General features: G+C 64.8%; 22 protein-coding genes. 11 read left to right on the forward strand and 11 right to left on the reverse strand.

All coding sequences use genetic code 11. The annotated features are described in order from the left end of the window. Nucleotides 1–101 precede the first annotated feature (101 nt). The 5 genes from ACVWZ4_RS02905 to ACVWZ4_RS02925 all read left to right on the forward strand — a co-directional run bounded on the left by ACVWZ4_RS02905 (nucleotide 102) and on the right by ACVWZ4_RS02925 (nucleotide 3,840). Nucleotides 102–422: a hypothetical protein gene (locus tag ACVWZ4_RS02905; RefSeq protein WP_456739811.1), complete on the forward strand. Its 321-nt coding sequence runs from the start codon at nucleotides 102–104 to the stop codon at nucleotides 420–422. Between the two features lie 507 nt (nucleotides 423–929). Continuing rightward, nucleotides 930–1,112: a DUF1059 domain-containing protein gene (locus ACVWZ4_RS02910; RefSeq protein WP_456737860.1), complete on the forward strand. Its 183-nt coding sequence runs from the start codon at nucleotides 930–932 to the stop codon at nucleotides 1,110–1,112. Between the two features lie 120 nt (nucleotides 1,113–1,232). Continuing rightward, nucleotides 1,233–1,529 carry an antibiotic biosynthesis monooxygenase family protein gene (locus ACVWZ4_RS02915; protein ID WP_456702061.1) on the forward strand — a complete coding sequence of 99 codons (297 nt, stop codon included), beginning with the start codon at nucleotides 1,233–1,235 and terminating at the stop codon, nucleotides 1,527–1,529. A gap of 186 nt (nucleotides 1,530–1,715) precedes the next feature. Next, complete coding sequence (locus tag ACVWZ4_RS02920) at nucleotides 1,716–1,922, forward strand: DUF3303 domain-containing protein (RefSeq protein WP_456742177.1); 207 nt, start codon at nucleotides 1,716–1,718, stop codon at nucleotides 1,920–1,922. Between the two features lie 358 nt (nucleotides 1,923–2,280). Then, nucleotides 2,281–3,840: a serine hydrolase domain-containing protein gene (locus tag ACVWZ4_RS02925; protein WP_456739812.1), complete on the forward strand. Its 1,560-nt coding sequence runs from the start codon at nucleotides 2,281–2,283 to the stop codon at nucleotides 3,838–3,840. 435 nt (nucleotides 3,841–4,275) lie between these two features. Here the strand turns inward: ACVWZ4_RS02925 and ACVWZ4_RS02930 are convergent, their stop codons facing one another. From ACVWZ4_RS02930 to ACVWZ4_RS02960, 7 genes are all read right to left on the reverse strand, one after another. Beyond that, entirely contained in the window at nucleotides 4,276–4,542 is a 267-nt protein-coding gene (locus ACVWZ4_RS02930; protein ID WP_456789962.1) for a hypothetical protein, read from the reverse strand. Between the two features lie 769 nt (nucleotides 4,543–5,311). Beyond that, nucleotides 5,312–6,619 (reverse strand): chloride channel protein, encoded by a 1,308-nt coding sequence (locus ACVWZ4_RS02935; RefSeq protein ID WP_456702058.1) that lies wholly within the window; start codon nucleotides 6,617–6,619, stop codon nucleotides 5,312–5,314. Nucleotides 6,620–6,747: 128 nt separating this feature from the next. Continuing rightward, nucleotides 6,748–7,518, reverse strand: a complete 771-nt coding sequence (locus tag ACVWZ4_RS02940; RefSeq protein ID WP_456739814.1) for a TSUP family transporter — start codon at nucleotides 7,516–7,518, stop codon at nucleotides 6,748–6,750. Beyond that, nucleotides 7,515–8,768: a CCA tRNA nucleotidyltransferase gene (locus ACVWZ4_RS02945; RefSeq protein ID WP_456702056.1), complete on the reverse strand. Its 1,254-nt coding sequence runs from the start codon at nucleotides 8,766–8,768 to the stop codon at nucleotides 7,515–7,517. Before ACVWZ4_RS02945 ends, ACVWZ4_RS02940 begins: the two co-directional genes overlap by 4 nt. A 10-nt stretch (nucleotides 8,769–8,778) precedes the next feature. Next, nucleotides 8,779–9,042, reverse strand: coding sequence for a DUF6111 family protein (locus ACVWZ4_RS02950; RefSeq protein WP_456737855.1), 264 nt, complete (start codon nucleotides 9,040–9,042; stop codon nucleotides 8,779–8,781). Then, a complete protein-coding gene (locus tag ACVWZ4_RS02955) occupies nucleotides 9,039–9,710 on the reverse strand; it encodes a CoA pyrophosphatase (RefSeq protein WP_456702054.1) in 672 nt (223 codons plus the stop codon). The genes ACVWZ4_RS02950 and ACVWZ4_RS02955 overlap by 4 nt, the downstream gene beginning before the upstream one ends. A gap of 2 nt (nucleotides 9,711–9,712) precedes the next feature. Then, on the reverse strand, nucleotides 9,713–10,324 hold the full coding sequence (locus ACVWZ4_RS02960; RefSeq protein WP_456702053.1) for a DUF1285 domain-containing protein: 612 nt from the start codon (nucleotides 10,322–10,324) through the stop codon (nucleotides 9,713–9,715). Between the two features lie 293 nt (nucleotides 10,325–10,617). Here ACVWZ4_RS02960 and ACVWZ4_RS02965 point away from each other — a divergent pair, with 293 nt between their 5' ends. The 6 genes from ACVWZ4_RS02965 (at nucleotide 10,618) to ACVWZ4_RS02990 (ending at nucleotide 20,759) form a co-directional block, all read left to right on the forward strand. Beyond that, a complete protein-coding gene (locus ACVWZ4_RS02965; RefSeq protein ID WP_456702052.1) occupies nucleotides 10,618–11,616 on the forward strand; it encodes an AAA family ATPase in 999 nt (332 codons plus the stop codon). After that, complete coding sequence (locus ACVWZ4_RS02970) at nucleotides 11,616–12,560, forward strand: DUF58 domain-containing protein (RefSeq protein ID WP_456702051.1); 945 nt, start codon at nucleotides 11,616–11,618, stop codon at nucleotides 12,558–12,560. The genes ACVWZ4_RS02965 and ACVWZ4_RS02970 overlap by 1 nt, the downstream gene beginning before the upstream one ends. Then, a complete protein-coding gene (locus ACVWZ4_RS02975) occupies nucleotides 12,557–15,370 on the forward strand; it encodes a DUF4159 domain-containing protein (RefSeq protein ID WP_456763575.1) in 2,814 nt (937 codons plus the stop codon). The genes ACVWZ4_RS02970 and ACVWZ4_RS02975 overlap by 4 nt, the downstream gene beginning before the upstream one ends. A 178-nt stretch (nucleotides 15,371–15,548) precedes the next feature. Further along, nucleotides 15,549–17,612 (forward strand): hypothetical protein, encoded by a 2,064-nt coding sequence (locus tag ACVWZ4_RS02980; protein ID WP_456789963.1) that lies wholly within the window; start codon nucleotides 15,549–15,551, stop codon nucleotides 17,610–17,612. A 331-nt stretch (nucleotides 17,613–17,943) separates the two neighbouring features. Next, complete coding sequence (locus ACVWZ4_RS02985) at nucleotides 17,944–18,342, forward strand: DUF2946 family protein (RefSeq protein WP_456739816.1); 399 nt, start codon at nucleotides 17,944–17,946, stop codon at nucleotides 18,340–18,342. Between the two features lie 149 nt (nucleotides 18,343–18,491). After that, on the forward strand, nucleotides 18,492–20,759 hold the full coding sequence (locus tag ACVWZ4_RS02990) for a TonB-dependent receptor domain-containing protein (RefSeq protein WP_456739817.1): 2,268 nt from the start codon (nucleotides 18,492–18,494) through the stop codon (nucleotides 20,757–20,759). Between the two features lie 51 nt (nucleotides 20,760–20,810). On the opposite strand, the gene ACVWZ4_RS02995 is transcribed toward ACVWZ4_RS02990, so the two are convergent. From ACVWZ4_RS02995 to ACVWZ4_RS03010, 4 genes are all read right to left on the reverse strand, one after another. Next, the gene (locus ACVWZ4_RS02995) at nucleotides 20,811–21,194 is read right to left on the reverse strand and encodes a RidA family protein (protein WP_456702046.1); all 384 of its coding nucleotides are present in this window, start codon (nucleotides 21,192–21,194) and stop codon (nucleotides 20,811–20,813) included. Nucleotides 21,195–21,234: 40 nt separating this feature from the next. Next, the gene (locus ACVWZ4_RS03000; protein ID WP_456739818.1) at nucleotides 21,235–22,851 is read right to left on the reverse strand and encodes an N-acyl-D-amino-acid deacylase family protein; all 1,617 of its coding nucleotides are present in this window, start codon (nucleotides 22,849–22,851) and stop codon (nucleotides 21,235–21,237) included. A gap of 9 nt (nucleotides 22,852–22,860) precedes the next feature. Further along, entirely contained in the window at nucleotides 22,861–24,180 is a 1,320-nt protein-coding gene (locus tag ACVWZ4_RS03005) for an MFS transporter (protein WP_456737848.1), read from the reverse strand. A gap of 239 nt (nucleotides 24,181–24,419) precedes the next feature. After that, nucleotides 24,420–25,190, reverse strand: coding sequence for an IclR family transcriptional regulator (locus ACVWZ4_RS03010; RefSeq protein ID WP_456739819.1), 771 nt, complete (start codon nucleotides 25,188–25,190; stop codon nucleotides 24,420–24,422). Between the last annotated feature and the right edge of the window lie 37 nt (nucleotides 25,191–25,227).

A 25,227-nucleotide genomic window follows, 5' to 3' on the forward strand; every position in this document is an offset into this window, starting at 1 on the left:
GATCGCAACTGCAGGCGGGTATGCGGACAGCAGGTCGAGACTGTTCGGAGGCGAAATCCAGCTGACAAGTTTGCGCTTTGCTGACCGGAAGGACTTAGCCAATGAACAGCATTTCGCCGGATATGATACCCAAGCACTTCTGGGACATTCGATACGATCAAAACCACGATCCGAATACGCCGACGCTGCCAAGCATCTCCGAGAGCCCCAATTGCCAGAACTTTGCGTACAGTTTGCTCAAACATTTCGGATTTGAAGTCTCGCCGTTTCGGTCCAGCGACTTATGGCAGGACAGCAGCGAGACCCATGTGGTGTCGGGCGCATTGAGACCACTCGATCTCTTGCTGTTCAATCGAAAGGAAAAATCCTTGGGGCGCGCACGTCGCACTTTATCTCGGCGCCGACCGCGCCATACATCTTAGCAAGCAGCAGTCCGAACCGGTCACCTGGCCGTTGGCCCAGTTTCAAGAGCTTGCCGCGTATCGAAGCTTCATCGGCGCAAAGCGGCTCCGAAATATTGCCCTCTCGCCTCAGGTAGATCTGAACGCTGGATAGCAGCGGCCGCAGCCAACGCATTGATTGCCAGCGCCGCGCGCAACAGCAAAGGAGGTGGCGTGCTCATCGACGCCTGAGGAGGCCGATGACGATCAGCAGCTTGCCGATCGAAAAGATACCGGGCAAGAGCGACCATCCCGACCAGCCTCCCGACAGGCGAAAAGGGCGAGGAGCCGGCATGTCACTCTCGTCAATGTGTGATACGCTCGATAACGCCTCTGCCGGAGCACGGTAATGACCCTTGCCATCATTTGAAGCTGCCGAGCAGCGATCAAGCCGGTCGCTCTCATAGGTTTGGAGTTAAGGCGGGCGGGCACGATCGTGGGATCAGTTCAGGCGGGACGAATGGCATGCTCGCAATGAGGGAGGTCGATATGGCTAGAATGTTTGTGGATTGCCGAGATTATCCTAGCGAGATGAACTGCACGGTCGCGATTTCAGCCGATTCCAAAAAGGAACTTTTGGAAGCGGCGGTTCAACACGCCACCGCGGTACACGGCCATCAAGATAGCCCGGAATTGCGCCATGAGTTGGCAAAGATGATCAAGACTCAGTAGGCCCGGGCTGATCGGTCCGTGATCGCAACAAGGCGAGCGGCGAATGCGTGCGCTTCAACTCACGCGAACACATAGACGCGATTCGTCTTCGAGAATGTCAGGGTATCATGGGAGAAGACCGTGACCGCTTTCAATGCAGTGCGTTTTCGAGTGAAGCCGGGGCGCGATCAGGAGTTTTTGGACGCGCACAAGACGATTGGAGCAACTTGGCCAGGCTTATTGCATGCCAACATGATCAAGACAGGTGACCGCTCCTACTGCATTATTGCCGAGTGGCAAAGCATGGACGCGTGCATCAAGGCGCGGCCGGATATGATTTCCACTCTCAATTCTTTTCGCGATGCGCTCGAAGACCTCGGCGGCGGTATCGGGGTCACCGATCCGGTTGCGGGTCCGGTTATCTTGTCATTGAAATAAAGGCTGTCGCGAGCCGAGATGGCCGGGCTTGATGCTCAAAAGCGTATCACACCGACGGTGCGCTCAGTTCGACAGCTTGGCGGGTCGAATCGAAGAAGCAGCGGATTTTGGTGGTGATAGCGTCTTCCGACGCGGCGCGCCACGGCCGATGAAGATGGGCACTGCTGTTTCGCCACAGAGGACGGACTGACAATCCAAGCCTTCGTCTCTAACCTGATGGGGGACGGCGGATACGTGTTGGTTGAGACGAATGATCCGACAGTCATCGTCTCTTTCGTTTCTAAGTTTTCCTACTGGAATGATGCCGAGGTAATTCCTGTCATTGATGTAAGGGAAGCTGCTGCCACAGGTGCAGGTTCTCTTGAGTGGGCGCGAAACGCGTCGAAAAATTGAGCCCATAAAAAAGCCGGGAGGAGCATTCCTAGCGCATTCTCCCGGCAGCCAAAGTCCGTTATGGGGCAAACTGCGAAGAACTCGGGTTGAGCAAATCTGGTCTGCTCTGGCGCGGTGAGCGGACTCTCGTCAGACGCGGCGCAACTTCGCAAACGGCACACTATGCGACATCGCCCGGTCCTCCGCCGTGCCGATAGCGTGGGACGCAATGTCGCAAAACGCGCCCCGCCCTTGGCGAAACTCGCTGCAGCAACCAGTGCGTGTAGAATTTGTCACGAGTTGCCGTCATACTCAGTTTGACCCGCACGGCAACACCCAAGCTTCTTACCCCCCCCCCAAGGCCGAAAGAGAGGCAACCATGCGTCGCAAAACCCCGATCACGGCAGCGTTGCTGGCGGCCATCCACTGCCTCCAGGGACCGGCCGCGTTTGCTGGCGAGGTTGCCGCTCAACCCACCCCGGAGATTCCCTGGCCGACGAAATCCTGGAAGGTGTCGACCCCGGAGGAGCAAGGGATGGACTCGGCCATGCTAGCTCGGCTGGTAGAGAATGTGGGCGGCTACAAGCAAGACAGCGCGATGATCATCCGGCATGGAAGGATCGTTGCCGAAGCCTATTACGCGCCCTATGTCGCAGGGATTAGCCATGATCTCCGATCGGTGACAAAAAGCGTCGTCAGCACTCTGACTGCGATCGAAATCCAGCATGGGCTGCTGGACAGCGTCGATCACCCGGTCCTGGATCTGTTTGGTGACAAGAATGTCGCGAACGTCGACGACAACAAGCGCGCGATGACCGTTCAGACCCTGCTCGACATGACGTCGGGGCTGGCGTGGCAGGAAAGGGCATATACGCCAGATGAGACGATCATCCGGATGTACAAAAGTCCTGACCGCACCAAATTCGTCCTGGACCAGCCGATGTCGGGCCCTCCCGGGAGCAACTTTTACTACAACAGCGGAAATCCTTACGTGCTGTCAGCGCTGATCACCAGAACGACGGGTCTCAGCGCGTTTGATTTTGCAAAGAAGGAGCTGTTCGAGACGGTTGGAATCACCAGCGCGAAATGGGGCAGCGTCGATGCGCAGGGCGTGACTGACGGCGAAGCGGGGCTATTCCTGAACCCCCACGACATGGCGAGGATCGGCTATCTCTACCTTCACAATGGTGCTTGGGAGGGTAAGCAGATCATTCCATCTGCATGGGTCGAGCGGGCGCAGGAGGGAAAGATTGCGGCTTCATTCGGCTTTCATTATGCCAATCTGTGGTGGTCGCTCCCGGAAAAAGGCGCCTACATGGCGCGAGGCCGCCATTCGCAGCTTATCGTAGTGCTTCCGAGACTCGATATTGTGGCGGTCATGACGGGGGTTTTGCGAGACGACGAATTCTATTCAGTGTCGCGGTTCATCGACGACATCACGATGGCCGTCAAATCGGACCAGCCACTACCTCCCGACCCGATCGCGAAGGCACTGCTCGATGCGGCTATCCGCCGGGCCGCAACGGAGCAGCCAATTGCGATTGCGGGTATTCCCGAGTTTGCAAAGGAGATTTCGGGCAAGACATTTCAGCTCGGAGACAACGCGTTGCACGCAAAAAGCTTCTCATTGAATTTCTACGACACCGATTCATCGTGGGTGATCACGACCAGCAGCGAAAGGCCGGGTCGCTCCATCGAGCGGTTCACCGGACTGATGGGACTTGATGGGACCTTTCGCAAAAGTCCGCCCGCGCCGTACGGCATCAATGCCTGCAGAGGGCGCTGGCTGAACCAGCATACCTTTTTTCTCGAGCGCCGAATTCTCGGACACAGCGAGATCCAGACCTGGACACTTGCCTTCGATGGCGGGAAGGTGAACATCGTATTTCAAGATACCGATGGTGCGAAGTTCGAGCTGCACGGAGAGATGCAAGATTGATCTGCGCGTCGGAAGCGAGGGTACGAGGCCGTCTTTGGGTCAACTGCGTCGATCTTGCTGATGCTCCGTGAGATCCGGTTTACGGCGTTAGCCGACACGCGGACGAACGCCAGGTTTGGCTGACATGGGCCAAAAACAAACCACCGGCCCTCCCACGGTTGCGAGGTACCTGCGGGATCTCTCGGCGCCTGCCTGAGCGAATGCTCGCCAGAGGAGAGCAACGCCACGAGCACGTCTGAACGGAATGGAACATGTGCCGTTCCGGTAACAGTCCGCGTCAGAAAATGGCGTGCGCGCCTGTCCGCCTTATTCAATCGCATTTTGTGCGGAACGTTCGGCCGAGCGCTCGACGTTGAACCGGCCGTCGAACCCCGTTGTGTTGCCCTGGGTGAGCCGCGCGGAATTGAAAGCGACAAGGAGATCATCGTGACGAAGCTAGCCAAGCTGCTTGCAGTTACCGCCATACCCGCATTGTTGATCGCAACGTCTGGACCGCTGCTCGCTGGTGGCGGCGGTGGCGGTGGCGGCGGTGGTGGCGGCGGTGGTGGCGGCGGTGGTGGCGGTGGCGGTGGTGGCGGAGGCGCCGGAGGCGGAGTTGGAGCAGGTGCCGGAGTAGGAGCCGGCGTTGGTGCATCTGGTATGGGTGGAGGACATGGCGGCGGCGTGGGTGCAGGGCACGGCGGCGGAGGAGGTGTCGGCCACGGCAGTTCGGCATCAGCTCCGGGGCACGCGATGCAAGCAGCGTTTGCGAGCCCGCACGCGCATGGAACGAATCATGGCGCTTCGAGCCTTAGCCCAGGACACCTGGGACACGCGATACAGGCGGCGTTTTCAGCGGTGTTTTCGAGCTCGCACTCACATGCCGGGCATCATGGTTCATCAAGCCATGCCGGGCATCCCGGTGCATCCGGTTTCAGCCCAGGGCACCAAATGCAGGCGGCAAGTTCAAGCCCGGCCCCCGGGCATCCGGGCGCATCCGGCTTCAGCCCGGGGCACCAAATGCAGGCGGCAACTTCAAGCGCGGCTTCCGGGCAGCCGGGGGCATCCGGCCTCAGCCCGGGGCACGAAATGCAGGGCGGCAACGTCAAGCCCGCCCTCCGGGCAGCCGGGCGCATCCGGCTTCAGCCCGGGGCACGAAATGCAGGCGGCAACGTCAAGCCCGCCCTCCGGGCAGCCGGGCGCATCCGGCTTCAGCCCGGGCCACGAAACGCAGGCGGCAACGCCAAGCCCGCCCTCCGGGCAGCCGGGGGCATCCGGCTTCAGCCCAGGGCAGGACATGCAAGCGACGCCGAGCCCTTGAACGGCGACGACAAGCAACGAGCCGAGCTTCGCTCCAAGGCCGGACGCAGAACGTCCTGGCCGTTCCGGAGTAGCGAACTCCCGGGCCGACAGACGACGCGACGGATGCGAGCGACGCAGCTCACGGCCTCATCGCTCTGACGTTTCGCAGCGCTCAGGTCGAAGGCGATCGCTACACAGGTGCTTCTGCCGTGTGCGCACGCAGGAAGCCCCTGGCCAGCGCGTGGTAGATTCCTTCAGGACACAGCAGGCGCGATGTCGCCTGGGCGATCAGCGCGGCGGCCATCAGGGGCACCACCATGGCGTGATTGTCGGTCATCTCGGTCACGATGACGAAAGCGGTGATGGGAGCCTGCACGACGCCGGCAAAATAGGAAACCATCCCGAGCAGCATGAACGCGCCGAGCGGGGCGCCCGAAAACAGATGCGCGACGTTCGTGCCGATGCCGGCGCCGACGGCAAGCGACGGCGAGAAGATTCCGCCGGGGATGCCGCTGACCGCTGATAGCGCGGTTGCAGCGAGCTTCAACACGCCGAAATCCTGGGGCAGCGGAATGCCGGTCTCCAGGGCCGACTTCACTTGCGCATATCCGGTGCCGTAGATCATGTCGCCCGAGACCAGGCCGCAAAGGGCAACCCCAAGGCCGCAGATCGCGGCAAACGGCAGAGGATATTGCCTGGTCAATGGCCCCAGCCGGCCGGGCAGCCCGCGCGCGACCTCGATGAGGAGCCTGCTGAACGCACCACCGGCCAGCCCACCGGCGATGCCGCACAACGGCACCGCAAGCCAGTCGGTGCCGTTGCGCAGCATCGTCGAACTGCTGCCGAAATAATCGTAGTTTCCGACCAGAGCCAACGAGGTCAGGCCCGCCGCAATCACCGCGCCGATGACCAGGCTGCTCGTTCGGGTCTCATAGGCTCGGCTCATCTCCTCGATGCCGAACACGATGCCGGCCAACGGCGTGTTGAATGCGGCTGCAACACCCGCCGCGGCGCCGGCGAGGATCAGGCCCGGCTGACGGCGTGGCGACATGCGGCCGAGCGCGAACATGACGGACGCACCGACCTGCACGGTCGGCCCCTCCCGGCCTGCGGAAGCACCGCAAAGCAGCCCGAGCAGCGTCAGCAACACCTTTCCGATGGCGATGCGGATGGAGACGAGCCTCTCGCGCGCCGTGTGCTCGGAGAGCTGACGGGCGGCGATCGCCTGCGGGATGCCGCTACCTTGCGAATTCGGAAAGAAGCTGATGGTGAGGTAGACCGACAGCGCAAACCCCAGTGGCGTCACCAGCAGGGCGGCATATCGCGATTCCGACAGCAGCAACGCGAATGCCTGCTGCGCCCAGTCGGCGAGCCTGGCCAGAGCGACGGCTGAGGCGCCGACCGCGAGCCCGCCGAGCAGAAAGGTCAGACGCCTGCGCCAGCGGACCGATACGACCCGTATAAAGCGAAGGCGGCGATAGTCGAGCATTTTGGACATGTATCAGCCGGTGGCTTGGCGAACGAGACAAGGCGAGGTCAGTCACGTGCTGTAAGCGCCTCGCGCGGATTGCGCTACGTGATTTCGAGGTCCCCGGACGAGATTCGCAGTTCTGCCGCCAGTCCCAGCTACCCCATCAGCTGCCTTGCCGCGGCCGAGACCATCACCAGCCCGCCGGTGATCACGGCGACATCGAGGATCGCCGTGTGGATATGCACCGGCATCCGCTCGACGAAGGCCTTTGCGAGGAACGCGCCGGGGATGGCGATGCCGCCGATCAGGAGCGCGAAGGCGAGCACCTGCGCGGTGACGGCACCGGCGATGCCGAACACCGAGATCTTGATCAACCCCGTCCCGAGCGAGATCATCGCATCGGTTGCGATCACGGCCGCGCCTTCGAGGCCCGCGGCCATCAGCAGCGAGAGCAGGATCACGCCCGAGCCCGACGTGCCGCCGACCAGCACGCCATAGCCGACCGAGCCGGCCGCCAGGCCCGTGTCGCCGATCTTGACCTGGCGCCGCCGCAGCACGCGGCGCAGCGGCACGCTCAGGATCAGCATGGTGCCGATCACCAGCGCGGCTCCGGCATTGGTGAGACGCGTGTAGCCGTAGGCACCGAGCGCCGTCGTGAGCGCGGCACAGGCCAGCACGACGGCCGCACGACGGCGGTCGGCGTAGCTGATATAGGCGACGGCGCGGCTGGAATTGGTGAACAGCGCCGAGATCGCGATGATCGGCACCACCGGTTCGGCGCCGACCAGCGGCACCAGCACCAGCGGCATCAACGCGCCGGTGCCGTAGCCGGCAAGACCGCCGATGATCGAAGCAAACAACGCCATCATCGCGACCAGCAGCAGCTGGAAAATCGAGATGTCGGCGAAGCCTGAGACGATGGTCAATTTTTCTCGCGAGTGGCGCGTGCGCAGGCTTGATCGGCGATGGCAGCGAGTGCGGCTTCCTCTAGTGGAAAATCGGCCGCAAGCCAAGCGTCCTCGGCAAGTGTCAACACATGTCCGAGCGCGGGTCCTTCCGCCAGGCCGCGCGCGATGAAGTCGGCGGCGCGAAGCGGAAATTTCGGCGCAGTCCAGCGCTGCGGCAGCTCGGCGAGCGCGCGCCAGTGCGAGGAGGTGACATCGCCGCCCGCCCTCGCCCAGGCCAGCAACACGCGATCGTGATAGCGCTCAGGCCCCAGCCGATACACCAGCCGCCGCGCACTCGCCTCGTCCTTGGCGGCGAATCGCCACCAGCGATGGCCCATCGAATCCAGCGCCTTGGTTTCGGCATTGGAGAGCCGCAAGCGCGTCGCGACACGCCTGGCGTCTTCGGTGACCGCGACCGTGAGCGCCGCGAGGCGGCGGGTGCTGCTTGGCGCAAGATCGAGCGCGCGCTCGATCGCGATCATCGCGGTCAGCGGCCCGGTATAGGCGACACCACCGATCATCGCTTGCAGCAGGCCGGCATCGGCCATGGCCAGCGCGGCGACCGAAGCACCTGGCGTCACCAGCAATTTCAGCATCTCCATGCGCACGCGTTCGGCCGAGAGGGTCGCAAGGCCCGCACGGCCGCGGATGCAGGCAAGCGTGCCGTCGCGATCGGGCTCGCCGGCGCCAAACGCGGCATGGATGCGGAAGAAGCGCAGGATGCGCAAATAATCCTCGGCGATGCGCTGGTCGGGCGCGCCGATGAAGCGCACGCGCCGCGCTTTGGCGTCCGCGATGCCGCCGACATAGTCGTAAACGACGCCGTCAGCGTCGACCGACAGGCCGTTCATCGTGAAATCGCGCCGCTCGGCGTCCTTGACCCAGTCGCGGCCGAACACCACCTTGGCCTTGCGGCCGAAAGTCTCGGTGTCCTCGCGCAGCGTGGTGACTTCGTAAGGCGTGCCGTCGATGACCAGCGTGACGGTGCCGTGCTCGATCCCGGTCGGCACGCTCTTGATTCCTGCGCTTTTCGCGCGGCGCACCACCTCCTCGGGCACCGCCGTGGTCGCGATATCCGCGTCACCAGGCGGCAGCCCGAGCAGCGCGTTGCGGACCGTGCCGCCGACCACGCGCGCTTCCTCGCCGTCCGCGTTGAGCAGTTGCAGCACGCGTGCCGTCCCGCCTGCGGTCAGCCACGGCGCGCCAGCGAGTATGGGCTCTGCGCTCATCGCCCGGACCTTATCTGTTCCTGCCCGGCACGAGCTTGCCGTTCTCGATATGGGCGGGAACGTAGGTGGAGTTCGGCGCGGCGCCGGAGAAATGCGCAAAGCCAATCAGCCCGGCGATCACGAGCACCAGCGCCGCCAGCATCAGGCGCGCGACGATGGTGATCGGCCAGGACGATTGCACGAACAGGCCGGATCTCGTGGCGGCCAGGAACAGCGCATAGACGGCAAAGGGGATGAGGAAGATACCGATCTCGGTCAGAACCGGCCGGATCATGACGAATAGATCCGCTCATACAACACGCGCAGCATTCCGGCCGTCGCGCCCCAGATGTAGCGTTCCGCAAACGGCATCGCATAGTAAAACCGCTCCATGCCGCGGAATTCCTTGCTGTGCACCTGGTGGTTGACCGGATTCATCAGGAAGGATAGCGGCACCTCGAATGCGTCATCAACCTCGGAATGGTTGATGGCGAGCTCAAAGCCCGGCCTGACACGGGCGACCGTCGGCAGGATGCGGAATCCGAACGCCGTGCCGTAGAGATCGAGATAGCCGATCGGCTCGACGAAGTCTCGGGACAGCCCGACCTCCTCCTCGGCCTCGCGCAAAGCGGCGTCGAGCGGCGAGGAATCGGTGGCGTCGATCTTGCCGCCGGGAAAGGCGATCTGGCCGGCATGGTCGTTGAGATGCGCAGAGCGCTGCGTCAGGAGGATGGTCGGCTCCGGATGATCGACCACCGCGATCAGCACGGCTGCGGGGCGGACCGGCTGCTCGCGCGCGACGATCTCCAGCATCTTGTCGGTGCCGGGATCGCCTGACGCCGGGATGATGTTCGGATCATAAAGCCCGGGCGGCACGTCGAAGCTGAGCTTGGCCCGGGAGCGGACGAAGAACTCGTCAGCGCGGAACGCGACTGGCTCGCTGGTCGGGATAGGCTTGTTCAAATTCAAAGCGCGGCCCTCACCTGCTCCGCATCGGCCATGGCGAAGAACTCGCCCGATGATTCGACGCCGAACATCGGCTGGCCATCGACCATCCGCTCCTCGCCCATGTCAACCAGATCGTAATAGATCGCCCGGGTGACCTTGGCCCAGAGATCGGCGCGGACATGCAGATAGGGCGTCAAGCCGCCGTCCTTGGCCTGCTCGAAGCGGAGCCGGTGCGCGGCGTCGCAGGTGACCCAATCGTCCACATTGGTGCGGAAACTCAGCACGCGCCGGCTGTCCTCGCCGCTTCTGAGCATCTCGACCGCCATGAATGGCGCGTCGTCGACGCGAATGCCGACCTTCTCCACGGGCGTGACGAGGAAATGCTTGTCGCCTTCGCGCTTCAGGATGGTCGAGAACAGGCGCACCAGCGCGTGACGGCCGATCGGGGTGCCCATGTAGAACCAAGTACCATCGGATGCGATTCGGATGTCGAGATCGCCGCAAAACGGCGGATTCCACAGATGCACCGGGGGCAGGCCCTTTTTGGCGCCTTCGGCATTGGCAGCAGTTTTGGCGGCGGCAGTCAGCCCCTCGAGACCGCGATCGGCGCTCTGCCCTTGGTTCGCCATGGTTTGCCCTGACTCTGTCCTTTGGCACGATCGGTGCAAGTCTACTGGTCCATAACCTTGTACATCTACGTGTCCGCAACTGTACGGTTCCACCCGGCCAGTCGTCGGGGAGGTCTCCACTTCGTGATGCCGTACATAGCCCGAAGCCGATAAGGTGGGGATAGGTTAATTCAACGAATACATGGCCTTCCTGCAAGTCTAGCATGGGGCCCATGACTGAAATCGATGACGCAGATCGATGCGATCATCTGGCGACACAGATGAGCCGCGTGGCAGGCTGAAGGAGCGAGCGTATGGCGGAAAGTGTCGAGAAGCTCGAAGACGGCGTCGTGCGTTCGGCCGAGCAGGTGTCTGCTCAGATTCGCGCCGCGAAGGACGCGATCGGATCCGTGATCTTCGGCCAGGATCGTGTGGTCGAGAACACGCTGGTCACCATCCTCTCCGGCGGCCACGCACTGCTGATCGGCGTGCCCGGCCTTGCCAAGACGAAACTGGTCGAGACGCTCGGCGTCACGCTCGGCCTCGATGCCAAGCGCATCCAGTTCACGCCCGACCTGATGCCGTCGGACATTCTCGGCGCCGAGGTGCTGGATGAGAGCACCGCGGGCAAGCGCTCGTTCCGCTTCATCTCCGGTCCGGTGTTCGCGCAGCTGCTGATGGCCGACGAGATCAACCGCGCCTCACCGCGCACGCAGTCGGCGCTGCTGCAGGCGATGCAGGAGCAGCACATCACGGTCGCCGGCGCGCGCCACGATCTGCCGAAGCCGTTCCATGTACTCGCGACGCAGAATCCGCTGGAGCAGGAGGGCACCTACCCGCTGCCCGAGGCGCAGCTCGACCGCTTCCTGATGGAGATCGACGTCGATTATCCCGATCGTGACGCCGAGCGCCGCATCCTGTTCGAGACGACAGGCGCCGAGGAGACGCTGGCGAAGGGCTCGATGAGTGCGGACGCGCTGATATCAGCGCAGCGGCTGGTGCGCCGCCTGCCGGTCGGAGATTCCGTGGTCGAGGCCATTCTCTCGCTGGTGCGTTCGGCTCGTCCGGGCGCCGAGAGCGGCGAAGCCGGCAGGTTCATCGCCTGGGGCCCCGGCCCGCGCGCCAGCCAATCCCTGATGCTGGCGGTGCGCGCCCGCGCGCTGATCGACGGGCGTCTCGCGCCCTCGATCGACGACGTGCTCGACCTCGCCGAGCCCGTGCTGAAGCACCGCATGGCGTTGACGTTCCAGGCACGCGCCGAGGGCCGCACGATTCCTGACGTCATCAAGCAATTGAAAACTCGGATCGGTTGATGGCTGCAGACACCGGGCACACGGCGAAGGAGATCATCGCGATCCGACGTGCCGATGGCGAAAGCCGAACGCTCGCCGCTTCGCTGCCGCGTCTGGTGCTCGAGGCCCGCCGCATCGCCGCCAACGTCATCCACGGTCTCCACGGACGGCGCCGCGCCGGCTCGGGCGAGAATTTCTGGCAATACCGCCGTTTCGTGTCGGGCGAGCCGTCGCAGAATGTCGACTGGCGCCGCTCGGCGCGTGACGACCATCTCTATGTCCGCGAGCTCGAATGGGAGGCCTCGCACACGGTCTGGATCTGGCCTGATCGTTCGCCGTCGATGGCCTTTGCCTCGAAGACCGCGCGCGAATCCAAGCTGGAGCGCACGCTCATCGTCGCGTTCGCGCTGGCCGAGCTGCTTGTCGCGGGCGGCGAGCGCGTCGGCATCCCCGGATTGATGGCGCCGACCGCGAGCCGCAGCGTCATCGACAAGATGGCGCAGGCGATGCTGCATGACGATGCCATCAGGCTGAGCCTGCCGCCCTCCTTCGTCCCTGCGGCACTGGCCGAAACCATCGTGCTGTCGGATTTCTGGTCGCCGCTCCAGGAGATCAGGACGACGCTTGCCGGGCTGTCCGGCTCCGGCGCGCATGGCACGCTGGTGCAGGTCGTCGATCCCGCCGAGGAATCCTTTCCCTATTCCGGTCGCGTCGAATTCGTCGAGCCGGAAGGCGCTGGCATGATCACCGCCGGCCGCGCCGAGAGCTGGGCGCTGGATTACACCACGCGGCTGGCGCTGCATCGCGACCAGATCCGCGCCGAGACCAACAAGCTCGACTGGCTGTTCGCGACGCACGTCACCGACCGTTCGGCCGCCGAATTGCTGCTGTTCCTCCATGCCGGCATGCAGGTGAGCAAGTCGGGCGCCCGCACCACCACGATCAAGGCAGGGCCGGCCGCATGATGGGATTGCCGCTCGCCTTCACCGAACCGTTGCTCCTGATCGGCCTTGTCAGCCTGCCGGTGCTGTGGTGGCTGCTGCGTGTGATGCCGCCGCGGCCGCGCCGCATCGAGTTTCCGCCGACACGCCTGCTGTTCGACATCGCGCCACGGGAAGAGACGCCCGCGCGGACGCCTTGGTGGCTGACCGCGCTGCGGCTGCTCGCGGCAGCGCTGGTGATCCTTGCCGCCGCCGGCCCGATCTGGAATCCACAGACCGGGCTCGCCGCCAGCAAGACCCCGCTGATGATCATGCTCGACGACGGCTGGAGCGCTGCATCGAGCTGGGACACCCGAATCAAGGCCGCCGACGAGCTGATCGCGAACGCCGACAATGACCGCCGCGCCATTGCACTGGTGCCGCTGTCCGAGCCGAACCGCGACATCACGCTGATGCCCGCGGGTGCGGCACGCGTTGCGCTGCGGCAGATCGTGCCAAAGCCCTATTCGATCGAGCGCGTCGAAGCGCTTACCGCGATTGATCGCTTCCTGAGCGCAACCGGCGATTGCGAGATCGCCTGGCTGTCCGATGGCGTCGACACCGGCCGCGGCGAAGAGTTCGTGGCTGGACTCGGCAAGACCTTGGGGGAGCGCAGCTTGACGGTGTTCGAAGGCGGTACCTCCTCCCCGCTGGCGCTGGTTGCGGCGGAAAACGCGGCCGCGAAGATGACGGTGAAGGTGCTGCGCACCGACAGCGGCATTCTCGCCGGCACCGTGCGGGCCCTCGACCAGAAGGCCTCACCGATCGGCGAGGCGCGCTTCACCTTTGGACTCCAGGACAAGGAAGTCGAAGCCGCGTTCGACCTGCCCGTGGAGCTGCGCAACGACATCTCCAGGCTCGAAATCTCGGGCGAGCATTCGGCCGGCGCGGTGCAGCTGCTCGACAAGCGCTGGCGCCGCCGCGCCATCGGCATCGTCTCGGGTTCGACCAGCGAAACATCGCAGCCGCTGCTTGCGCCGACCTTCTACCTGACGCGTGCACTGGCGCCGTTCGCGGACGTGCGGCTCGCCGACAAGGGCGCGCCGCAGCAGGGCATCACCCAATTCCTCGATCAGAAGCTGCCGATGATCATCCTGGCCGACGTCGGCACCGTTGCGCCCGAATTGCGCGATCGCCTCAACGCCTGGATCGACCAGGGCGGCGTGCTGGTGCGGTTCGCAGGTCCCCGGCTCGCCCAAGCTGAAGACGATCTCGTTCCGGTCAAGCTGCGCAAGGGCGGCCGCACGCTCGGCGGCAGCCTGACCTGGGAGAAGCCGCAGCATCTCGCCTCCTTCGCCGCCGATGGTCCGTTCACCGGCGTCGCCGTGCCGAAGGACGTCACCGTGAGCCGGCAGGTGCTGGCCGAGCCCGATGCGGTGCTCGCGACCAAGAGCTGGGCCTCGCTCGAAGACGGCACGCCCCTCGTCACCGGCGAGCATCGCGGCAAGGGCATCGTCAGCCTGTTCCATGTGAGCGCCGACATGCGCTGGTCGGATCTGCCGATGTCCGGCACCTTCGTCGAGATGCTCAGGCGCATCGTCGACATGTCCGGCTACACCTCGAAGCCCGGCGCCGGCGTTGCCGCTGAGGGCAGCACCGAGACGCTGGCGCCGCTGCATTTGCTCGACGGCTTCGGCGCGTTCGGGCCACCGGCCGCCACCGCCAAGCCGCTGACGGCTGATTATCGCGACCGCGCCACGCCGGACCATCCGCCCGGCTTCTACGGACCGGCAGAAGGACCGCTCGCCGTGAATACGCTCGCTGCCGCCGACCGCATCGCCGCCCTCAACACCGCGCCCCTGCACGCCCGGCACGCGACCTATACCAATGCCGAACCGCGGGACCTGCGCGGCTGGCTGCTGTCGAGCTCGCTCGCGCTGTTTCTGCTGGATGCCATCGTCGTCGCGGTGCTCGGCGGTGGCCTCGCCGCGCTGCTGCGCCGTCGCGCTGCGCCAGCCGTGATCCTGCTCGGGCTGTTGCTGACGGGCATCGCGGTGCTTGCGCCGACGCCGTCGCGCGCCGACAGCATGTCTGACGAATTCGCGATGAAGTCGACCTCGCAGACGCGCCTTGCTTATGTCGTGACCGGCAATGCCGACGTCGATTCCATCGTCAAGGCCGGCCTGACCGGTCTGACGCTGTTCCTGGCGCAGCGCACCGCGCTCGAGGCCGGTGATCCCGTTGGCGTCGATCCGGCGCATGACGAGCTGGCTTTCTTCCCGCTGATCTACTGGCCGATCGTTCCGGGCGCACCGAAGCCACCGCAGGACGCCATCAACAAGATCGACGCCTATATGAAGCAAGGTGGCACCGTGATCTTCGACACCCGCGATGCGGTCGAGGCGCCGCCTGGCGACAACGGTGCATCGCAGACGCCGGGCATGCAGACCCTGCGCGAGCTCCTGTCCTCGCTGGACGTGCCCGAGCTCGAGCCGGTGCCGCGCGAGCACGTGCTGACCAAGACGTTCTATCTGCTGCGCGACTTCCCCGGCCGCTTCAACACCGGCCAGACCTGGGTCGAGGCGCTGCCGCGCGACGACGATGACGAGAACGCGCAGCGCCCCGCGCGCGGCGGTGACGGCGTCTCGCCGATCATCATCACCTCCAACGACCTCGCGGGCGCCTGGGCACTCCGTCCCGACGGCCAGCCGATGCTGCCGCTCACGCCCGGCGAACCGCGGCAGCGGGAATTCGCCTACCGCGCCGGCGTCAACATCGTGATGTACACGCTGACCGGCAACTACAAGGCCGACCAAGTGCACGCACCGGCCCTGATCGAACGGCTGGGGCAATGATGCGGGTTTTGAAACTCGGTGCGCGCCGAACTGAAGCCGTCATGCTCGGGCTTGTCCCGGGCATCCACGTTCTTTGCGCTACTTGGCAAGGCGTGGATGGCCGGGACACAGGCGAGCGAAGCGACGCCGTCCTTCGGACGGCTAGGCCCGGCCATGACGATGCCGAGAGAGTGACGTCATGAACTACGGCATAGCTTTCACGCCGCTTGTCCCCACGATCGTGCTGTGGATCGCGCTCGCCGCGATCGTCGCCATCGCAGCCGTGCTGCTGCTCGCGCGGGCGCGCGGCGCGGCGGTGCGCGTGGCTGCGCTGGCGCTGTTCCTGCTGGCGCTCGCCAATCCCTCGTTCACGCGCGAGGACCGCGACCCGCTGACGTCGGTCGCCGCCGTCGTCGTCGACAAGAGCCCGAGCCAGAATTTCGGCAAGCGCAACCAGGAAGCCGCGAAGGCCCAGGAGGAGCTGGTCGACAGCCTGAAGAAGATCAAGGGCCTTGAAGTGCGCGTCGTCGATGCCGGACAGGCGGATGGCGAGACCGACGGCACCAAGCTGTTCGGCGCGCTTGCCTCGGCATTGTCGGACGTTCCGGTCGACCGCGTCGCCGGCGCGTTCCTGATCACCGACGGTCGCGTTCACGACATCCCGGCCAATGCCGCCGCGCTCGGCTTCCAGGCGCCGGTGCAGGCGCTGATCACCGGACAGAAAGGCGAACGCGATCGCCGCATCGCGATCACGGCGGCACCGCGCTTCGGCATCGTCGGCCAGAACCAGACCATCACCTACAAGCTCGACGACCAGGGCGTCACCGGCGAGCGCGCCAAGGTCACGGTCCGCCGCGACGGCGAGGTCATCAACGAGCGCGCGCTCGCGAGTGGCCAGAGCGCCAGCGTCGAGGTCGAGATCAAGCATGCCGGTCCCAACATCGTCGAGATCGAGGCCTCGCCGCTCGAACGCGAGCTGACGCCCGTGAACAACCGGGCCGTCGTTTCCATCGACGGCGTCCGCGACAAGCTGCGCGTGCTGCTGGTGTCAGGCGAGCCGCACTCCGGCGAACGCACCTGGCGCAACCTGTTGAAGTCCGACGCCAGCGTCGACCTCGTGCATTTCACCATTCTGCGTCCGCCGGAGAAGCAGGACGGCACGCCGATCAACGAGCTCTCGCTGATCGCGTTTCCGACCCGCGAGCTGTTCCAGCAGCACATCAACGAATTCCAGCTGATCATCTTCGATCGCTACGCCCGCCAGGGCGTGCTGCCGATCGCCTATTTCGACAACATCGCGCGCTATGTTCGCTCGGGGGGCGCCGTGCTGGTCTCGGCCGGTCCCGACTACGCCTCCAACACCAGCATCTGGCGCACGCCGCTCGACTCGGTGCTGCCGGCCGAACCGGTCGGCGTCACCGAGAAGCCGTTCTATGCGCATCTCTCCGACATCGGCAAACGCCATCCGGTCACACGCGGTCTCGAGGGCTCGGCGTTCGAGCCGCCGCACTGGAGCCATTTCTTCCGCACCGTCGAGACCCGCAACTCGGTCAATCCGCCCGTCATGACGGGCGCAGACGGCAAGCCGCTGCTGTTCCTGTCGCGCTTCGGCGAGGGCCGCGTCGCGCTTTTGCTGTCCGACCACATCTGGCTGTGGGCGCGCGGCTATGAGGGCGGCGGTCCGCATCTCGACCTGCTCAGGCGGATGTCGCACTGGCTGATGAAGCAGCCGGACCTCGATGAAGAGGCGCTGCGCCTGCAGGTGCAGGGCAAGGATCTCGTCGTGGTGCGCCAGACCATGGCCGACAGCGTGCAGCCGGTGAGCGTGATCTCACCTTCCGGTGTCTCGCATGATCTGACGCTCTCTCCCGGCGATCCCGGCGAGTGGCGCGCCAGCCTGCCGGCCAACGAGCTCGGCCTGTGGCAGGCCACCGACGGCACGCTGAAGGCGCTGATCAATGTCGGCCCGACCAATCCGAAGGAGTTTTCGGAAGTCACCTCCACCACCGAAACCCTGAAGCCGCTGACGCAGGCGACCGGCGGCAATTCCGTGCGGATCGCGGATGGCGGCAGCGTCGAGCTGCCGCGCATCGTCCCGGTCCGCTCGACCAGCGTCTTTTCCGGTGACGGCTGGATGGGCGTGCGCATGCGCGACGCCAGCATCGTCAAGGGCGTCGGTGTGCTGCCGATCTTCGCGGGCCTGATCGGACTCCTGCTGCTGCTCGGCGCGTTTGCTGCGACCTGGGTGCGTGAGGGGCGGTGAGGTGATGAGGCTTGCTCCGCCTCTCCCGATTGCGGGAAAGGCCGACCCGCTCGCAAAGCGTGGCGGGTGAGGTTCTTTCCTCTTGGGGATTATCCCGTTGCGGAGACACCCCCACCCAGCCCTCTCCCGCAAGCGGGGGGAGCGAGCGTACTTCCGTCGTTGCAACAGCAACCAAACCACACACGCTAATTTAGTTGCCCGAACGACACATTGCACGATCAGCCCACGCTCACTAATCCTCTCGCGGTTGACATCCGCTGACCGATATTGCGATGTTACAATATAACATCGCGACGCCCGGTCGGCGCCTCGCGATGTGGGGTTCATTTGGATGAAGTGGTTCCGGTCGAATATCAGGCACGGCGCCCGGCTCGCGATGTTCGCGATGCTGGTGCAGTTCGCGCTGACCTTCGGTCACAGCCACTGGTTCGCGCAGGCCGCGCCGCTCGCCCAGTCGCAGGTCACGGACAGCGCCAAAGGCATCGCGTCGCCCGACAGCGCGGCCGTCCACAAGCAATCTCCGACCCATCACGATCCAGAGCAGCCAGGCGAGGACAATTGCGCGATCTGCGCCCTCGTTGCGATGGCCGGCACGGTCGTGTTCGCGACACCGCCTCTGCTGCATTTGCCGCAGGCGGTCGAGCTGCTCTACCGCACCACCGATGCCGAATTCCTCCATCTGGAATCGGCCGGCTCTGCGTTCCACCCGCGCGCCCCGCCCGCCTCCTGATCTCCGTCGCTTGAGCTGCCTTCGGCATCGGCCGCATCACGCCGATTCCGCTGGGCTATCGAACATGATCCGTCGCATGTCGACGGCGCGTGCCGCTGGCAAAGCCTCGACAAGAGAGCTGCGGCGGCGCGCGATCGGAAATCAGGACAATGCTGTCTTCAAAAGCAATATGGGCGGGCTCGAGCCTCGCCGCATTCACGCTGTTCTATCCCGGCGGCAGCGCCATGGCGCAAACCGCGGAAACGGCCACGACGCTGCCCAGCGTCGAAGTCGAGGCGCCCAAGCAGACGCCGGCACCGCGCCGCCCGAAAGTTCGCGTCGTCGCCGGCAAGCGACAACCGCCGACGCCGGCGCGGTCCCAGAGAGAAGCGCCGGCGGCCGTCGAGGGGCCGGGCGAACGGCTGGATGCCGCGCGCCAATCCATTCTTTCCCCTGGCGGGGCCACGGCCCACACGCTCACGCGTCAGGCGATCGAGGCGCTGCCCCAGGGCAGCAATGCCTCGCTGGACAAGGTGCTGTTGCAGTTCCCCGGCGTCACGCAGGATTCGGCGGCGAGCGGCGATTTGCATGTCCGCAACGAGCACGCCAATCTGCAATACCGTATCAACGGCGTCATGCTTCCCGACGGCGTTGGCGCGTTCGGGCAGATCCTCGACACCGGCATCGTCGGCAGTCTCAGCCTGCTCACCGGCGCGCTGCCCGCGCAATATGGCCAGCGCACCGCCGGCGTGCTGGACATCACGACCAAGGCCGACGCCTTCAACAATTCCGGCGTCGTCGGCGTCTATGGCGGCAGCAACGGCACCATCTCGACCAATGTGGAATATGGCGGGACGGTCGGCCAGACGCAGTATTTCCTGTCGGGGCGCTTTCTCCAGAACAATCTCGGCATCGAAAACCCGACGCCGTCAGTCAACGCGATTCACGACCGGACCAACCAGGAGAAGGGGTTTCTCTATCTCTCGACGATGATCGACCCGACCAGCCGCCTCACTTTCATGAGCGGCGTGTCGAACGCGACGTTCCAGATTCCGGACAATCCCGGCCAGACGCCTGCCAACACCGCGTTCGGCGTTTCGAATTTCGACTCGTCCCGGCTCAACGAGCACCAGAACGAGTTCAACCAGTTCAACGTCGTCTCCTACCAGACCTCGAACGGCGAGTTCGACACGCAGACATCCTACTTCAACCGCACCAGCCTGCTGCACTTCTATCCCGATCCGATCGGCGATCTCGTCTTCAACGGCGTCTCCTCCGACGTTTATCGCCAGAGCGTGGTCAACGGCATCCAGCAGGACACCTCATGGCGCATCGGCTACGCGCATACGCTGCGCTTCGGCCTGTCGGTGAGCGCTGAGCGAACGCTCGTGAACAGCGGGACCACGGTGCTGCCGTTGGCCGATCCCGCCGATCCCGGCGCCGGCACGATCGATGCCCCATTCTCGGTATTCGATTCCAGCGCCAAGACCGGCTGGCTGATCGGGACCTACGTCCAGGACGAGTGGAAGATCACCAATAATCTGACCCTCAATGCCGGCCTGCGCTTCGACCAGATGGTTCAATATGTCGATGCCAACCAGCTCAGCCCACGCGTCAGCCTGACCTGGAAGCCGTTCGACGGCACCACATTCCGCGCTGGCTATGCGCGCAACTTCACCCCGCCCTCGCAGGTGATCGCGGCACCCGTCAATCTCGCGCTGGTGACGCCGCCAGGTGCGCCCGTCAACACGCAAACGCCGGAGGTCGGGCAGAACAGCCCGGTGCTCCCCGAACGCTCGCACGTGTTCGACGTCGGGGTGATGCAGAAGGTGTATCCCATCCCTGGTCTCGAAGTCGGCGCCGACGCCTATTACAAGAAGGCGCGCGACCTGCTCGACGACGGCCAGTTCGGCGCAGCCTATGTGCTGAGCGGCTTCAACTACGATCGCGGCGAGAATGTCGGGGTCGAGCTGAAATCGACCTACAAGAACGGCAATTTCAGCGCCTACGCCAATCTCGCCTGGGCCAAGCAGATCGCGAGCAACGTGGTCTCGAACCAGTATCTGTTCGGCGCAGACGAGCTCGCCTATATCGCAGGCCATTACATCTACACCGACCACGCGCAGATGCTGTCAGGGTCGGCCGGCGCCTCCTATCTCTGGGACGGCACGCGTTACAGCGTGTCGATGGTCTATGGCAGCGGCCTGCGCTCGGGCTTTGCCAACACCGATCATCTGCCCGGCTACACCCAGGTGAATCTCGGCCTGTCGCACGACTTCAACATCGTCGCACCGAACAAGCCGACGACGCTGCGGTTCGACGTGGTCAACGTATTCGACACGATTTACCAGATCCGCGACGGCTCCGGCATCGGCGTGTTCGCCCCGCAATACGGACCGCGGCGCGGCTTCTACGTCGGAATGTCGCAGCGGTTCTAGCTGTGCGTCATGCGTGCGTCGGGGCCTGCTGGCCCCGACCTCCAGGGCGCCTCACTTGCGATAGGCGACGCAGTCGATCTCCACCTTGCAATCCACCACCATGCTCGACACCACGCAGGCCCGCGCCGGCGGATTGGCGCCGAAATACTCGGCGAAGACCTTGTTGAAGCTTTGAAAGTCTCTGGGATCATCCAGCCAGACGCCGCAGCGCACGACATCTTTGGGCTCATAGCCGGCTTCAGCCAGGATGGCGAGCAGGTTGCGGATCGCCTTGTGCGATTGCGGGATGATGCCGCCCTCGATCACCTCACCGTTCTCCATCGGCGTCTGGCCGGAGACGTAGAGCCAGCCGTCGGCCTGCACCGCGCGGGCAAAGGGAAGGTGCTGGCCGCCCGTGCCGGTGCCGCCGGCCGCGCCGTATCGTATCAGCGTCATTGGTATCGTCCTGTGTGTGAAGACTAAAACGGCGGGGCCGTCATCCCGTGACCAGGGCCCGGCCCGGCCGTGCGAGGGTGCTGTGTCCATCCGCCACCACGGCCTTGCCGGCAACGAAGACCGAGCGGATGCCTGCGGGCATTTCCGTCGGCGTCTCGAAGGTCGCCTTGTCCATGATGGTCTCGTCGAACAGCGTGAGATCGGCGATCATGCCCGGCCGCAAGATGCCGCGGTCGGACAGGCCGAAGCGCTGCGCGGGCATCGCGGTCATCCGACGCACGGCATCTTCCAGCGTGAACCAGCCCTGCTCGCGCGTCAGCCGGCCCGCGACACGCGGGAAGCTGCCATAGGCGCGCGGATGCGGCTTGGTGCCCGGACGCGGAATGCCGTCGGAGCCGACCATGTGCAGGCGATGGGTGAAGGCCGCGCGCAGATCGGCCTCGTCGAGCTGGAACATGATGATGCCGGTCTGGCCCTGGTCCTGCTCGATGCAGCGGACCATCAGATCGAACGGCGAGATGCCGAGCTCGCGCGCGGCATCGACCATCGACTTGCCCTCGAGCGGCTTCAGCGCGGGATTGCCGGTGCCGGAGATGCGCACATTGTGCCAGCCGATCAGCACGATCTTGGACTGCGCCGCATGCGGATCGGGATCGCCCTCCTCCACCAGCACGCGCAGCGCCTCGCGCTTGACGGGATCGCGCAGCCGTTCGCGCAGCGCGTCGATGCCACCTTCGAGCGCGGCCGGCGGCAGCAATTGCAGCATGTAGGAGCTGCCGGCGGGATACGGATACATGTCGAAGGAGATGTCGATCCCCTCGGCACGTGCGGCCTCGAGCCGGTCGAGCGCCCTGGGGATCGCGCCCCAGTTCGGCTTGCCCGCCGATTGCAAATGCGACAGCAGCCCCGCCGCGCCTGATGCGCGCAGGATCGCAATGAACTCGTCGATGGAATGCAGCAGGCCTGCTTCATAGCTGCGGATATGCGCGGTGAGCAGCTTGCCATGTGCCCTGACGGTCTCTGCCAGCGCGATCAGTTCATCGGCGTCGGCAAAGGCACTCGGCGGATAGACGAGGCCGAGCGACAGGCCGGCCGCGCCTTGCGCGAGCTGCTGTGCCAGCAGCGCCTGCATCGTCGCGATCTCCTCGCCGCTCGCCGCGCGGCGCTCGTAACCGAGCACGGCGAGCCGGATCGCGGCATGTCCGACCAGGGAGACGAGGTTGAGCGCCACGCCCGGCCCTTCCAGGGCGCGCCGATAGCCGTCGAAGCTGTCGAACACTTCGTTCGCCTGGGTCTCGCCGGCGAGACCCGAAAAGTGCAGGCGCAGCATCTCGGCTGAGGCTGCGGTCGACGGATAGAGCGAGAAGCAGCAATTGCCGACCACGAGCGTGGTCACGCCCTGCAACACCTTCTCCGGTCTGTCAGGCTCGCGCAGGCAGATCAAATCGTCATGGCAATGGGCGTCGATGAAGCCGGGCGCGAGATAGCATCCGCGCGCGTCGATGACATCGGCCCCATCAGCAGGCAAGGCGGCGCCGATCGCAGCGATTCGGCTGCCGCCGATGCGCAAATCGGCCTCGAACCACGGCGCGCCGGTGCCGTCGATCAGCCGGGCATTGCGGATGACCGTATCCTTGCTCTCGGAATTCTGGGGCATGCCCCCTCCTCAGTGCACCGGCACGGCGTTTGGCAACGGCGCCTCGGCGAGATCGGGAATCGATTCGATCCGCCCGAGCACCACGACATAGAAGAAGATGCCGATCAGCAGCACGACACCTGCGATCATGAAAGCCCCGGCAAAGGATTGAGTCCAGTCGACCACGATGCCGGTCACGATCGGCGCGAGCACGCCCATCATGTTGTTGGTGAAATTCAGAATGCCGCCGACGGTTCCTGCCCCGCCCTTCGGCGCGATCAGCGACACGATCGAGGAGCCGACGGGCGCCGCGGCCGATAGCCCCGAGATCGCGATCGACAACCACAGCAGCGCCCAGCCCGGCTTCACGGTGAAGGCGGCACCGATCACGGCGAGCCCCATCAGCATGCCGACGATGATCACCGACTGACGCACGCGCGTCGAGTCGTAGCCGCGCGCGATCAGATGATCGACCAGGAAGCCGCCGATCAGCAGGTCCGACAACGTCGCGAAGATCCAGGGGATCGTCGAATAGCCCGCGGCCGACATCAGGTTCATGTGCATGGTCTGGGCGAGATAGCCCGGCAACCAGGTGAGGAAGAGATAGAAGGTGTAACCATAGGCGGAGAAGCCGATGGTCAGCCCCCAGACCTTGCGGTTGCGCAGGAGATAACCGAGCATGCGGCTCTGTCCCGCCGTGGCCGGACCTTCTGGCGTGCCGCCCCCGGTGATGATGTAGTCATGCTCCGCCTTCGAGAGCTTCGGATCCTCGCTCGGATTCCGGTAGATGAGGTAATAGGCGACGAAATACAGGAAGCTCAGCAGCGCGGTGACGCCAAAGCCCCAGCGCCAGCCATAGAGAAAGATCACATAGGCGACCAGCGGCACGCCGATCACGTTGGAGAACTTTGCAGCGGAATCGAAGATCGCGGTCGAGCGCGCGCGTTCGTCGAGCGGAAACCAGTGACCGGTTGCCTTCTGGCTGGCCGGAAACGCCGGCGCCTCCGCGACGCCGAGCAACAGGCGCGCCGCGGCGATGCCCCAGAGACCGCTGGCGAGCGCGGTGATGGTGGCGGCAACGGCCCAGAGGAAGCTGGACGCACGGCCGACCGTGGTGACGCCGAAGCGGTCGAGCACCATGCCGCCGGGGACTTGCAGCAGCGAATAGGTCCAGAAGAACGCGCTGCCGAGCAGCCCGATGTCGGTGGCGGTGAGTCCGAGCTCCTTGGTGAGCTCCGGCGTCGCGGCGGAGAGCCCGACGCGATCGATGTAGTTGATGAGAATTCCGACGCCGAGGAGACAACCGATCAGCCAGCGTCGCCCGGGTACCTGTTGGCCTGCCTTCGCCATTTTGAATCCTCGCCTGGAAACGCAGGATCGCGCCGCTCCCCGACACAAAGAACCGGAAAGCTCGCCGCGCCCGCACCCAAATTGTCTCTTATAGTAGACTGTATTATCTTATAGCGTCACGTTAGATAGTCCCGCGACACGATGTCAAGAGCGGACATGCGAGAATGCCTGGCCTCCACGCAGATTCGGCCGCGACGAGAGCAACAGCGGCATCGGCCGTCGCGCTGCTGGTCAATGAATCAGTGATTGTCCGAGAGTTCGGTTGCGGTGGCGACCAAATCGTCGAGCAGCGCAGCCCTGCGCTCCTTCACCGAATCCGCAGGCACGACGAAGCAAAGCGTCGCGACCGCGACACCCTTCTTGTCACGAACGGGCGCGGCAAGACATGACGTGAACCGGTCGGACAGCGCCGTCGTCACGCATTTGCCGTCACGCCGCGCGCGCGCCACGTCCCTGATGAAATCGTCGATGTCGAGCATGCGGCCGTCCGGAAGGCGAAAATCCTCTTTCGGAACGAACGCGCGGATCTCCGCCGGGCTCATGTGATCCAGCAGCAACCGGCCGGATGCGGTCCACGGCAGCGGCACTTCGACGCCAACATCCGTCGTGATCCTGAACAGGCCCGACCCATCCCTGGTATCGACCACCACATATTTGCGGCCGCGCAAGGCGCAGAGTTGCGCTGTCGCGCTGTGCTGGGTCGCCAGCCGGTCGAGCGCTTCCCGGCAGCGGCGATGCAGGGGATTGGCCTCCGCATAGGCCCGCCCATAGAGGTGCACGGCCTTGCCGAAATAGACCTGACCGCCGTCGCCGACACTCTCGAGCAGGTCCGCCTCGATCAGGCGGTTGGCGATGGCATAGACCGTCGACCGCGGCGCGCCCATTTGCTTGGCGAGCTCGCTGAGCTTGGACGGCGCGCGCAAATGCAGCAGCGCTTCCAGGAGATCGATGGTCCGATCAATCCCGTTCTGGCGTTCCGCGGGCGGGGCGCCCTTCTTGGGTGCGGCCAAACTTCAAGAATCCTTTGTCAGCTTCGCCACCGGTTTT

The organism is Bradyrhizobium sp. USDA 4472, from assembly GCF_054058595.1.

Coding starts and splice junctions, on each gene's coding strand:
- ACVWZ4_RS02905 (WP_456739811.1), top strand. CDS start 102: ATGAACAGCATTTCGCCGGATATGATACCCAAGCACTTCTGGGACATT.
- ACVWZ4_RS02910 (WP_456737860.1), top strand. CDS start 930: ATGGCTAGAATGTTTGTGGATTGCCGAGATTATCCTAGCGAGATGAAC.
- ACVWZ4_RS02925 (WP_456739812.1), top strand. CDS start 2,281: ATGCGTCGCAAAACCCCGATCACGGCAGCGTTGCTGGCGGCCATCCAC.
- ACVWZ4_RS02935 (WP_456702058.1), bottom strand. CDS start 6,619: ATGTCCAAAATGCTCGACTATCGCCGCCTTCGCTTTATACGGGTCGTA.
- ACVWZ4_RS02945 (WP_456702056.1), bottom strand. CDS start 8,768: ATGAGCGCAGAGCCCATACTCGCTGGCGCGCCGTGGCTGACCGCAGGC.
- ACVWZ4_RS02950 (WP_456737855.1), bottom strand. CDS start 9,042: ATGATCCGGCCGGTTCTGACCGAGATCGGTATCTTCCTCATCCCCTTT.
- ACVWZ4_RS02960 (WP_456702053.1), bottom strand. CDS start 10,324: ATGGCGAACCAAGGGCAGAGCGCCGATCGCGGTCTCGAGGGGCTGACT.
- ACVWZ4_RS02965 (WP_456702052.1), top strand. CDS start 10,618: ATGGCGGAAAGTGTCGAGAAGCTCGAAGACGGCGTCGTGCGTTCGGCC.
- ACVWZ4_RS02970 (WP_456702051.1), top strand. CDS start 11,616: ATGGCTGCAGACACCGGGCACACGGCGAAGGAGATCATCGCGATCCGA.
- ACVWZ4_RS02975 (WP_456763575.1), top strand. CDS start 12,557: ATGATGGGATTGCCGCTCGCCTTCACCGAACCGTTGCTCCTGATCGGC.
- ACVWZ4_RS02980 (WP_456789963.1), top strand. CDS start 15,549: ATGAACTACGGCATAGCTTTCACGCCGCTTGTCCCCACGATCGTGCTG.
- ACVWZ4_RS02985 (WP_456739816.1), top strand. CDS start 17,944: ATGAAGTGGTTCCGGTCGAATATCAGGCACGGCGCCCGGCTCGCGATG.
- ACVWZ4_RS02990 (WP_456739817.1), top strand. CDS start 18,492: ATGCTGTCTTCAAAAGCAATATGGGCGGGCTCGAGCCTCGCCGCATTC.
- ACVWZ4_RS02995 (WP_456702046.1), bottom strand. CDS start 21,194: ATGACGCTGATACGATACGGCGCGGCCGGCGGCACCGGCACGGGCGGC.
- ACVWZ4_RS03000 (WP_456739818.1), bottom strand. CDS start 22,851: ATGCCCCAGAATTCCGAGAGCAAGGATACGGTCATCCGCAATGCCCGG.
- ACVWZ4_RS03005 (WP_456737848.1), bottom strand. CDS start 24,180: ATGGCGAAGGCAGGCCAACAGGTACCCGGGCGACGCTGGCTGATCGGT.